Source organism: Paenibacillus hunanensis (assembly GCF_014645615.1).
GTDB classification, from domain to species: domain Bacteria; phylum Bacillota; class Bacilli; order Paenibacillales; family Paenibacillaceae; genus Saccharibacillus; species Saccharibacillus hunanensis.
Genome location: NZ_BMMB01000001.1, coordinates 272737 through 284749, shown reverse-complemented (window position 1 = coordinate 284749; position 12013 = coordinate 272737). Strand labels below are relative to the sequence as shown.

The window sequence follows — 12013 nt, the reverse complement described above, 5'->3', positions numbered from 1 at the left end:
ATCACCTCTACTTGTACTGGATACGCGGATCAAACCATGCGTATAGAAGATCCACCAGCAGATTAATAAGAACGAAGATAAGCGCGATAATCAGAATACCCGATTGAATGACCGGATAGTCCCGATTACTGATCGCTTCATAAATATAGCGTCCGACTCCAGGCCAGGCGAAAATCGTCTCGGTCAATACCGCACCGCCCAGCAGCGAGCCCGTCTGAATACCGATAACGGTTAGCACCGGAATAAAAGCATTTTTCAGACCGTGTCGATAAATGACCAGAAATTGCGAGATGCCCTTCGCTTTGGCGGTACGGATATAATCGGATTGCATGACCTCTAGCATACTGGAGCGTGTCATCCGCGCAATAACTGCCATCGGAATAGTTCCCAATGCGATAGAAGGTAAAATCAGATGCTTGAGCACTGTCCATAGCTGCGACCACTGACCGGATAGCATCGCATCAATGACATAAAAGCCAGTAATGCTCTCCAGCGGATCACGCTGGTTCATCCGACCGATGGACGGTAGCCAGTGCAGCTTATTCGCAAAAATCCACTGCTCCATCAGACCAAGCCAGAAGATTGGCATGGATACACCTACGAGCGCAATCAGCATACAGACATAATCGAACCATGAGCGATGCTTCCATGCGCTAACGATACCGGCATTGACACCGATAATGATCGCAAACAGCATACTCGCAAATGTTAATTCAATCGTCGCTGCTAAATAGGGCCCGATCTCTTCTGTAATCGGCGCTCTTGTCCGAATCGAGCGCCCCAGATCACCTGTGATCAGATCACCCAGATACGCTGTGTATTGCTCTAACCATGGACGATCCAGTCCAAGCTGCTCACGAAGCGCTTGCTTGGACTGTTCCGTTGCCTTTTCACCTAAAATGGTATCTGCCGGATCACCCGGAATCGCATGGATGATCGAGAAAACGATCAGCGTCATTCCAAATAGTACCGGAATCAGCACCAGTAGCCTTTTTACAATGTAGGAACCCATATGGATGCTCACCCGCTTTGTGTTCGTTATACGCCCTGTCTAGCTGACGGAGCTGTGATTATTGCTCCATGTACACATCGGCATAAGGCTCAGAGCCGGTAGGCGAAGGCGTATAGCCTTTTACTTTGACGCTTGCAGCTAGCAGCGGTGTGGAGTGAACAAGCGGAATCCACGGTGCATCTTCTTTAACAATCACCTGTGCCTGCTCATACAGCTTGGCACGTGCATCCTGATCGGTTTCACGCTGTGCTTCAACAAGCAGCTTGTGGAATGGCTCGCTAGCATATTGACTGTAGTTGTTCCCACCGATTGAATCTTTATCTAGCAGTGGGTAGAAAAAGTTATCTGGATCACCGTTATCGCCTGTCCAGCCGATCATGTACAGATCGTCCTTCTCCCCTTTACTCAGATCATCCAGATAGGTTGCCCACTCTGGCGATTGAATATTCACCTTCACACCAATCTGAGCAAAGCTCGCTTGAATAACCTCAGCGACCTTTTTACCATCTGGCATGTATGGGCGAGATACTGGCATCGCATAGAAGGTCAGCTCCTGATCAATTCCGTTCGGGAAGCCTGCTTCAGCGAGTAATTGCTTGGCTTTTGTCAGATCATAGTCGTAGTCTTTTACATTGGAATTGTAGCCCCATAGCGTTGGTGGAATCGGGTTAATGGCCGCTTCTGCCTGTCCTGCATAAAAAGCATCGATAATACTTTTCTTATCGACAGCATGATTAAGCGCTACACGTACCTTCGGATTATCAAACGGCTTCTTCGTCAGGTTAAAGCCGATATAAGCAACGTTAAATGGAGGGCGGTTGAACTTTTGCAGCTCAGAATTGCCTTCCAGTGTAGCCAGATCATCCGGGCTCAGATCCTCCATCAGATCGATCTCACCATTTTGCAATGCATTGAAGCGAGCGGTGTTGTCTGGAATAGAGCGGATAATAACCTGATCCATTTTCGGCAGCCCCTGCTGCCAGTAGTTCGGATTCTTTTCCAGTGTGATCGAATCGCTGCGTTTCCATTCCTTAAATACGAATGGTCCTGTACCTACTGGGTTGGACTTGAATTCAGCGCCTTCCTTTTCAATTGCGGTCGGGCTTGCAATCGAGAATGGAGGCATTGCGAGATTTTGCAGGAATGGTGCCTGTGGATGATTGAGCTTAAACTCTACCGTAGAAGCATCAACCGCTTTCACACTTGCAATGATACGTGCATTTTCAGGGCCAAACATCGAATCATAGTAATCAAACGAGTCGCCCTCAAATTTATATTTACTCTTCGGATCGTTCCAGCGTTCAAAGTTGAAGACAACCGCTTCCGCGTTAAAGTCTGTTCCATCATGGAACTTCACACCTTGACGCAGCTTAAATGTATACGTCAAGCCATCTTCAGAGATTTGCCAGCTTTCTGCGAGTGCTGGTTCTACCTCTGTCGTACCGGACTTATAAGCAAGCAAAGGATCAAATACCTGCTGTGCAATCTTAATCGATTCGCCATCGGTTACGATTGCCGGGTCAAGAGCTGCCGAGTCACCGCCACGCCCCACAATAAGGGTGCCGCCAGCGCTTGCAGTCTCTCCCCCCTCTCCAGATGCTGCAGGTTCAGATGATGTGCTGCCGCCTCCACCACTGCAACCGGCAACGATCAAAGCAAAGGACAACATGAACACGACGACAAAAATTCCGTATTTTCTCAAATTCCTTTTCCCCTTTCAGCATGTAGATCTAAGTCTACCCTCCACAGATATACAATTTTTATGAATCATTATGTAATATTGTATGAATTCCAAATGGATGGAATAGAACGTAAGTGAATACAATGTACATTACATATCTTCTTTTGGCAACATATTTTACAACACTTCGTTTTATTTATACTTACTTGACTTCAAACGTCATATTATAACAGTAATCACCTAAATTATTCTATTTTAGATATAATATTTTGGATGTTGTGTTGTAATTTATACTCTCTTCTAGGTCATATATCGGGTGACACGGTGTGTATATTAAATTTTAATCATTATTTTTATGTATTTTATTCCATATATAGTGCTCCTAATCAATTTTTTTACATACTAAACCAATAAATCTATTCCCAGCGTTAATATAAAGCTGATAGAATGAATAAGAATTGATTCAAAAGGAGGCTTATTTTACTTATGTTCAAAGGCAAAACGGTTTTTGCACTCGCCATGTCAGCATTTATGACTTTCAATGCGGCAAGCCTGGTAAGCGCGGCAGCTCCCGCTACATTGACAGTAGACGGAATTAAGCAGCAAATGCAGCAGGATGCTGGCACAGGCACACATATTACACTGTTACATACGAACGACGTCCATGCTCATGCGGTGGAAGAATCTCCATCCATGGGTCTGGCGAAAATTGCAGGGCTGGCTGATCTGTACCGTGCCGCTAACCCGAATACACTGCTACTTGATGATGGCGATGCCGTACATGGTACTTCCTTCGCTACACTCGTACGCGGTGAGAGCATGATTCAGGTCATGAACAAAATGGGCTATGCTGCCATGGAGCCTGGTAACCATGAATTCGATTATGGCTACGAGCGCCTGCTGGAGCTTGCTAAAATGGCAAACTTCCCAGTAATCTCCTCCAATATTATTCAAAAGGATACGGGGAAAGCTCCATTTGAGCCGTATATTATCCGTGAAGTGGATGGCGTGAAGGTAGGTATCTTCGGTCTGGAAACACCGGAGACAGCGTACAAAACGAATCCGAACAACGTAAAAAATGTTGAATTCACCGATCCAACCGAAGCCGCTCGCAAAATGGTCACTGAGCTGAAAGGCAAGGTTGATGTGATCGTGGCACTCGGTCATATCGGTATGGATCAATCAACAGAGCAAACGAGCATCGATATCGTGAAGGCTGTACCTGGCATCGACGTATTCATCGACGGTCATAGCCATACGTTGCTGACGAATGGGCAGACGGAAAATGGTACACTGATCGCCAGCACAGGTGAATACGGCGAGCATCTGGGCGTTGTTGATCTATGGGTCGACAAAGGCGCAGTGACTAAAAAAGAAGCGTACACGGTCGATGAGAAAGCCGCTGCCAATGTGACGCCTAATGCAGAGGTAGCGAGCCTGATCGATTCCATCAAAGCATCCCAGGAGCCGATCCTGAATGAGGTGGTTGCTCAATCTCCAGTTGCGCTTGAAGGCGCACGCGAAAAGGTACGCGCTGGTGAAACGAATCTGGGTGACCTGATCACCGATGCGATGCGTTCCATCTCTGGTGCAGATGCAGCGATTACGAATGGCGGCGGTATCCGCGCATCTATCGATGCAGGCCCGGTGACGAAGGGCGAGATCGTAACAGTGCTTCCATTTGGTAATCTGGTCATTTCCATTCAAGTTACAGGTAAAGATATTCTGGCAGCCCTTGAAAATGGGGCAACCGACTATCCAACACCAAAAGGCGCATTTTCCCATGTGTCTGGCATTACGTACAAAATCGATCCTTCCAAGCCTGCGGGCAGCCGTGTACATTCCGTAACGGTTGGCGGTAAAGCGCTGGATCTCAACAAAACGTATAATCTCGCAACGAATGACTTCATGGTCGCTGGTGGAGACGAATACAAAATGTTCGTTGGTAAGCAGCAAACCGGTACGTACGGTACACTGGATGAAGCGCTGATCGAATACATGCAGAAAAATGGTAGTAAAAGTCTCACTTCTGGCAAACGCATTGTAGAAGCCGCGACGCCAGCAACAACACCGGCTACAGGCACACCAACACCAGGTAAGCCTGCAACGACACCAGCTAAACCAGCAACGCCTGCGAAGCCACCTATCGTAGCCGATCCGATCAAGCCTGTACCTGCACCACCTGTATCCGGTGATAGCGATGTGTATGTAGTAAAAAGTGGGGATACACTGTATTCCATTGCTAAAAATCACGGTACCACCTGGAAAGTATTGCGCGATCTGAACGACCTGAAAAATCCACACTGGATCTATCCAGGTCAGAAGCTGGAGCTACCAGCTGCATCGTAATGGGATGTAGATCGAGAAATGAAGAGAAAATGGAAGAGTATGGGGAAGTGCATTGGAATAGTGAGTTTGAATATGAAGAAACGTATAGCTAGTTCTAAGCGCGACTGTATTCACTAAACTGAACGCGAATGCAACAAAAAGGCGATCCTAAGCTTTTCTGATGGATAGAGCTTCTATGGTAAGCGAGCAGCAGGTTCCTGTGACAGGAGCATATGCTGGTAGCCATGCCAAAGAGCGCTATCCCATCCGAAGAGCACGGAGCGCCTTTTATTTATAGTTGCTTCGTGCTTCGTGCTTCGTGCTTCGTGCTTCGTGCTTCGTGCTTCGTGCTTCGTGCTTCGTGCTTCGTGCTTCGTGCTTCGTGCTTCGTGCTTCGTGCTTCGTGCTTCGTGCTTCGCAAGGATTGTATTTGCCCTTCACGCATAAGGCAACGACTAATCTAGTGGCTTAACCCTAGCGAGTCATTCCATTTTTCGGATTGAAGGCTAGCTCAAACAGACCTGTTGCGGCAAGCCCTGCCAGACCACCAGACCATAGGCGAGGGACAAGCGCCAGCTCCGTAAATGGATACGCTACCGCTCCAATTACCAACCCTACGAAAAGCCCGATCAAGGGCACCATGTTTTTGGGCACATTAACGGTCGTCTTTACCAGCTGTACCAGTGCAAGCACTACAACCGCCAGTGTCGATGCAAAGGCAAGTACACTATTCAGCAGATCATTTGTCATGTTGTGATCCTCCTTGAGCTTTTTGTTGGTGTATTTAGATCAGACCTTTACGGTCAAGCACTGTCAACAGGCGGTAAAAGTCGTAGCTTCCACCATCGCTTTCTTGAATCAGTCCAGCCGCTTCTGCCTTTTGGACGGCTTCGCTTGCCCAGGCTGGAATAGGCATCGCATGACTTTGCTCTACCTTTTGCAGACGCTGATCCACACCAGAAATGCTTGTTTTTAAAAGATCACGGCTATCTGTCAATGAAGCAATACGGTCGGATTGTGCCTTGACCATCGCTTGCAGTGCAGCAAATGCTTGCTTCTCCTCTGTCGTCATCGGGTTGTCACCTCCCTGCTGTCCTCCAGTAGCTGTCGTATAACGTGCCTTTAATTCATCCAGTGTTCCGCGATACACATTCACATCGACACCACCACGAATACCGTCCACCTGACCTGAATCTGTATATTGCCAGAAATGCCATGTCTTCCACGCTGGCGCATCGTCTGGAACACGTGTATTGCTGTAACGAGCGATCCATAGATCGTAGCCGCTGAGCGCAGAGCTGAAATTTTGAGCAAACGCATTACCTGTGTACACGATTGGCTTGCGCCCACTTAACCGCTCAACCTCCTGCAAAAAAGCAAGTGCAATCGTATCGATCGCACTTCGGCTCAGATTACCCGGATTATTTTCATAGTCCATCACCGGAGGCAGCTCAAAACGACTAGCCCCGCCCGCAGCCTGCAAGCGACTAACAAAATTAGCTGCCTCCAGCTTCGCATCAGCTACCGTCACTGCATTCACAAAATGGTAGGCTCCTACGAGCATTCCTGCCAGACGCGCCCCATTCACATTGCTCAAAAATTCCTGATCCCGGTAGCTCTTGCCTTCGGTCGCTTTGATAAACACAAACCGCTTACCGGATGCCTTCACCCGGCTCCAATCGATACTACCCTGCCAGTGGGATACGTCGATTCCTTGCACCTGATTATCATTTCTCCCCTGCATACTGACCTCTCCTCCCTTCACAACCTACATCCTAATGATTGTAGTTAACCTGCTATCCCATTGCGGTGGCAGGAAAGAAGACTTGTTCTTCCCTGCTGCATCATACTAAGACCGCTCTGATTCGTGATCACTCCGCTGTGACTGATTCTGCTCTGACACCAATGGAGCAAGCTCAGAGCTACTATTAGCAGCACCGGATTCATCTAGTTCCGAAGAAGGCGGTGGCTCCTCCGATATAGCCGCCTCTTCATCCTTCACTTTGACCGCTTCTGGCTGAGCTTCCTCGATCAGGTTTGGATTTTCCTGCGGTGTTTTTTTGGATTCAAAAATCTGCACCGCATTCCGTAAAATATCTGGCATCGGAAGCCCCATTTTACCCATATTTTCAATGACGGATAATAGCTCGTTCGCCAAATAAAAAAAGACCACTGCATCCTGGAAGTAACGTAAGCTTCCAAGCGCCTGATCAATAAAATGGGCAATCGCTACAACGACAAAAATCGTAACCTTGCGGATGATACCTTTAAAACCAACACGGCTCTTCAGCTCTCCCCGCATCCATGCGGCTGCCCACCCGGACAACCAATCTACAACGACAAGTAACAATAACAGATTGATCAACACATCCCAACCCCCAAACAGGTAGCCCGCAGCACCGCCAAACGCTGTCGAGACTATCTTGATGATTTGCGGCCAAGGCTCCCCCATCCCCTTCCTTCTCCTTTCGGTGTGGTTCTACATTTTACATAGTTGCATAAGATTACATTATAGATGAATCCGACAGGCTTGAGGCTTTACCAGCTTCGTTCTTCTTCAGCATGTCATACTCGGTGCGCAGCTCTTCCGGAATGGAATCCTCTGAACGACGCCCTGCCTGTACAAGCGTCCAATAAGCTTCAGCAAACTTCATTTTTACACTGTTCAAATTACTGACCTCCTTGAGCGATCAGCATCTCGTATAGCGAGGCGATTAGTTCTTTGTTATCGAGATCGGATTGTTCCAGTCGCGCAATTTTTTGCTCCGATGATTCGGTCATCACAAGCTGGAGTGCAGCAATCTCTTCCGTTGACATACCTTCTACCCAGCGAGATTGTTCAAAGTCCCAATATGGCTTATATAAGCCTGATGGAACAGCCTCAGCAATGAGTGTACCTTTATCTCCTAATAATGAAGTGCCAGTAAACGAAACATCAACAAGTACATCTTCGATGAAATGACCATTCTTATCTACGAGTGGTACAGCTTTCATATTTACTACCTCCTTTATTGTTCTGCCTCAAATGTTACTTCAAAAGTTAATGCACCTGTATATGGAGTACCGAATGAGATCAAGACTGCTCCAGAGTCTCTTACGTCTAATGTAATGGAATTGTAGCTACCGCTATTATTTCTACTATTCGCTGTAAATACAAATGAGGAGGCTGGTCGATATCCTTGTGGCAAATAAAACAATACTGTACCTACTGTTGTAACTCCATTAGTCAGCACTCCACTCATCTGTACGATGTTGCTATTACCGATTTTGCGATATCCAGTACGATAACCGGAAATAGCTGTCCATCCATTAAGTAATGTAGGTACAATCCACGGAGAGGAAATTTGAGTTTTTTCAGCTTTTTCCAACTCGACTGCTGACACTCGTCTTGTAGCTTGTTGTACATCACGGATTAGATCGTTTAGAATAGCAAGTTCATTAATAGGTATACTACTTTGAATCACGGAGACAGGAAATTTATCTAATCGGATATAGCTTGCAGTATAGGCTCCAGTCGGGTCATAGTCTAATGCACTCTTCTGTGCCAAAGCGCCTGCTTTAGTAACATTATTTGGATAAAAAATCCATTTATCTAGATATCCATTTTTGTATACACCGATGAAACGATCAATTTTAAATTTGGTTAAAGATGATTCATAACTAGGCGAACCATTATTAATGTTCCAAAGATTATCTCGGTAGGGTTTTACAGGCTCTCTCAAAACTAAGCCACTACCGAGTTCAATAATATTTTCGCCTGCTCCAAAGCTAAGCACACCTTCTGAAGGAGTTGGCTCTATCACTGCTGAAAGCCGCTTATACATTAGCTCATACGGAGAAAATTTGAATGCTAGTGTATTGGGTAGAGTAAACGAACCGTCAGCATACCCATTATCGGAACTAAAACCGTTTGTACGGCGACACCAGGCTTTGTTTGTACCATCGGTACGGTTATAAATATTTGATCCATCCGTGCTTATAGAAGCATCGTACATCTTCCAACCGTAAAAATAGGCTTTGATCTCATCGTTAGTAGGGGTATAATTATCTCCCCATCCTGAATCTGCCGCTGAGACTGTTATCCATAAATCAGAAGTTGTCCCGTCGAGCACATGCGAATCTGCCGAAGTAGCACCACTACCAGCTAACCATCGGGATAATACAACTTTGTTGTACTTAGTGATGTAACCGGTATTAGAAACAGGAGCAGGCACATCTTGCCATGTAACAGCCTTATATCCTGTCCAAGACTGGGCAAAAGCCCACGGCAAGCTACCATCTAGAACAATCTTATTCCAAACACTCGTTTTGTAATACTGCCCATCTGCTCCCTGCTCCAAGCGATCCCGCTCCACATCACTTGTTGGAACAGGCGGCGCAAGTAATTCCGTATCGAATGCTAGCATCGAAGCAATATCCGTTTTCGATGAGTTCGTCCAGCGAATCGCATATGGATTTTTTACTCCGGCGAGTCCTTCTGTATAAGGGTACTGGGATGCTACTTCGTCTGCTGTTAAAGAAGATACGCGAATATATTCTTCATTCGAGATTTCATAGACAGCTACTTCGTCAAAATAAGCATATTCTCCACTCTGTCCCTTTAGAGCCATATAAGCGGAAATTGTATTATTGTTGGACTTTGTACCATCGTATAATGCAAAACAATTAACGAACTTCTCACTCGTTTTAATCAGTGGCAAATTATTTGCAGCATAAGCCACAGTATCAGTAATCTGGATATAGGCACCATCGCCTGACAGATTACCATTTTTAATTACGCCTCTAATCAAATACTTTGCTCCATTCGCACCCAATTTAGGATTGTAAATTGGAACACCTGCTATACCAGTGCCATTATTCGTGATTGTTACTTTTAATCCACTATTTCCAGATACTTTATTGACTGTATCCAATGTGCCTGAAGCATTCAGGAAAAATCCTGGCAATTGCTCAAAGCCGCCTGATCGTCCTGTCAAATTCAGTAGCATTTTTCCCTGCAAAGTTGTTACGTTCACTGGCATATCTCGCGCTACGGTAATTGTTTGTGTACCAGGTTTGAAGGTGATTGTATTCGTCTGAGCCGTATTCAACCTTGGTAACAAATCGCCATCAACCTTATCACTCATCTGATCGGCAAAGGCATCAACCTTATCCCAGTTCGCATTAAGCATCGTATCCACATTAAAATATTGTTCTCCATCTGCGACTGGATCTACTTTGAGCAGATTTAATTTCTCTGTATTACTCGACATGTACGTTTCCTCCTGCGAAATCTGACATTTTTCGTTTTTGAAGCTGGCTGATCGTCATTGCTTGATGAATTTCTTTAATACGTAAATAACGAAATACATAATTAGCTACCAGGTGAGCCGGCTTAATCTGTTTGATCATAGCTTGTAGATCAGACAGATTGGGTGGAACACCAATCGTATCTAAAAACGTAATGGTAAACGACCACTTGGCTGGGTCAAATGTAACCCCGACAGAGCCTCGCTCATATGCAGCTGCTACATTCTTCACCTGCGCGCCTGAGAACTTTCCTCCACCGCGTAATTTCGATTCCGCCACTGCACGACGCTGCTCCAAGGGCTTGGTTGCATCCGGTACAATCCCCAGCTCCTGCTCCCAAAGATCGATTCCCCAGGTCGCCGTACGAACAAAAAACTGCTGGAACGTCTCATCCAGCGCATCATATAACGCGTCCATTTCCGTACCTTTACGATCCATATCCAGACGCATGATGCGGGAACGTTCGTAATAAGCAGGCAAGTACGAGAATAGCTCCGCTCCCTTTACACTCGCAAAAGAAGCCGTACTCGGATCAAGTACTCTATTCGTGGTAATTTCCACATCAGCCATTGACCGTCACCGTCCCCAGCACAGCCACCTGGCTTGCGCCAATTTCGATATTTTTGTCGCTGATACCGTTGACGGTCAGGTTGGAGTAATCGATGATCGGCGGAATATCCAGTAAAATCGCTGCGATTCGTGTATAACGCACCAGCGAATCGGTAAATGCCAGCTGTTTGAGATAGCTCGTTACTCCATTTTGAATCAATGCCTTTACACCTTCCAGGGTTGCATCACTGGCCAGTGTAAGCTGCACGCTAATATTGATCGCAACCTCCTCCGCTGGCATCACCGTGACGATCGGCCCTGCGGGTGCTGTGCCTTCACCCTGTCCATCCTGTGTAGGGTCGATATACTTTTGCACATTCGCTACAATCTCTGCATTGGCTGCACGCTTATCGGTATCCAGCACATACATGCCGACCGTGCCTGGCCCCTTCCATAACGGAATCACCCGACTGGCCCCGACACCCGCAATCTCACTTGCCCACTGCATATATTGTGCCTTATTTCCACTGGTACCCTGGTTACGTACCTTGGCATAGAAACGCTCCAGCAAGGAGACATCGCTCTCCACATCTGCACCGCCTGTAATGGCAGCTGGATTGGTCACTCCAGTCACACCATTGACCGCAGTCGATAAAATGGTAATCGTTCCCGCAGCGACATTACTTGCTTTACCAGCAACAAGTGCACGAATCGGCACATCAGCTGTACCCGATGCGTTCAGCATCACAGCAGCAGTCGTTTCGTATTCCTGTGAAGCCTCGTCAGATACGTCATCAGCAGGCGTAGCAACCACTGTACCTGCTGGTATCATTTTGCCTGGCTCACCTGTAAAGCGGATCGTACCGGAAGCAGAGACTGCTGCGCGGCGAGTGACGCCATGCTCAGCAGCACGCAAGTCCAGCTCCTCCGAGCGATAGCTATCGTCATTGCTTGCTGCGGTACTGGCAAAGCCCCGGTGTAGCAGCTCCTGCGCCCAGATCGCTGCCTCAGATAGCATAAAGGCGACCGGCGCTCCAGCGTCCCAAATAAAAGAACCTTCGGATTTATCGATATCCGAAGGCACTTTGTCCAGCATACGCTGCATAATCTGTTCTTCTGTTTGTCCATCCAGATAATAAGGAAAATCTGCCAAT

At 46.8% G+C, this 12013-nt stretch carries 10 protein-coding genes and 1 pseudogene; 1 reads left to right on the top strand and 10 read right to left on the bottom strand.

The window, feature by feature from the left end:
- Nucleotides 1-7: 7 nt before the first annotated feature.
- Nucleotides 8-1012 (bottom strand): ABC transporter permease, encoded by a 1005-nt coding sequence (locus IEX62_RS01110; protein WP_188773566.1) that lies wholly within the window; start codon nucleotides 1010-1012, stop codon nucleotides 8-10.
- A gap of 58 nt (nucleotides 1013-1070) precedes the next feature.
- Nucleotides 1071-2681, bottom strand: coding sequence for an ABC transporter substrate-binding protein (locus tag IEX62_RS01105; RefSeq protein ID WP_188774016.1), 1611 nt, complete (start codon nucleotides 2679-2681; stop codon nucleotides 1071-1073).
- A gap of 498 nt (nucleotides 2682-3179) precedes the next feature.
- On the opposite strand from IEX62_RS01105, the gene IEX62_RS01100 reads away from it, so the two are divergent.
- Entirely contained in the window at nucleotides 3180-5042 is a 1863-nt protein-coding gene (locus tag IEX62_RS01100; protein WP_188773565.1) for a 5'-nucleotidase C-terminal domain-containing protein, read from the top strand.
- Nucleotides 5043-5495: 453 nt separating this feature from the next.
- Here the strand turns inward: IEX62_RS01100 and IEX62_RS01095 are convergent, their stop codons facing one another.
- The 8 genes and pseudogenes from IEX62_RS01095 to IEX62_RS01060 all read right to left on the bottom strand — a co-directional run bounded on the left by IEX62_RS01095 (nucleotide 5496) and on the right by IEX62_RS01060 (nucleotide 12012).
- Nucleotides 5496-5771 (bottom strand): holin, encoded by a 276-nt coding sequence (locus IEX62_RS01095; protein WP_229685543.1) that lies wholly within the window; start codon nucleotides 5769-5771, stop codon nucleotides 5496-5498.
- 34 nt (nucleotides 5772-5805) lie between these two features.
- Entirely contained in the window at nucleotides 5806-6765 is a 960-nt protein-coding gene (locus IEX62_RS01090; protein ID WP_188773564.1) for a glycoside hydrolase family 25 protein, read from the bottom strand.
- 300 nt (nucleotides 6766-7065) lie between these two features.
- Nucleotides 7066-7473, bottom strand: a pseudogene (locus tag IEX62_RS01085) (phage holin family protein); the annotation flags it as partial.
- 52 nt (nucleotides 7474-7525) lie between these two features.
- Entirely contained in the window at nucleotides 7526-7690 is a 165-nt protein-coding gene (locus tag IEX62_RS01080) for a hypothetical protein (protein WP_188773562.1), read from the bottom strand.
- Between the two features lies 1 nt (nucleotide 7691).
- Nucleotides 7692-8015 carry a YomQ N-terminal domain-containing protein gene (locus IEX62_RS01075; protein WP_188773561.1) on the bottom strand — a complete coding sequence of 108 codons (324 nt, stop codon included), beginning with the start codon at nucleotides 8013-8015 and terminating at the stop codon, nucleotides 7692-7694.
- A gap of 14 nt (nucleotides 8016-8029) precedes the next feature.
- Complete coding sequence (locus tag IEX62_RS01070; protein ID WP_188773560.1) at nucleotides 8030-10273, bottom strand: hypothetical protein; 2244 nt, start codon at nucleotides 10271-10273, stop codon at nucleotides 8030-8032.
- Nucleotides 10263-10880, bottom strand: coding sequence for a putative phage tail protein (locus IEX62_RS01065; protein ID WP_188773559.1), 618 nt, complete (start codon nucleotides 10878-10880; stop codon nucleotides 10263-10265). Before IEX62_RS01065 ends, IEX62_RS01070 begins: the two co-directional genes overlap by 11 nt.
- Entirely contained in the window at nucleotides 10873-12012 is a 1140-nt protein-coding gene (locus tag IEX62_RS01060) for a baseplate J/gp47 family protein (RefSeq protein WP_188773558.1), read from the bottom strand. Before IEX62_RS01060 ends, IEX62_RS01065 begins: the two co-directional genes overlap by 8 nt.
- Nucleotide 12013: the final 1 nt, after the last annotated feature.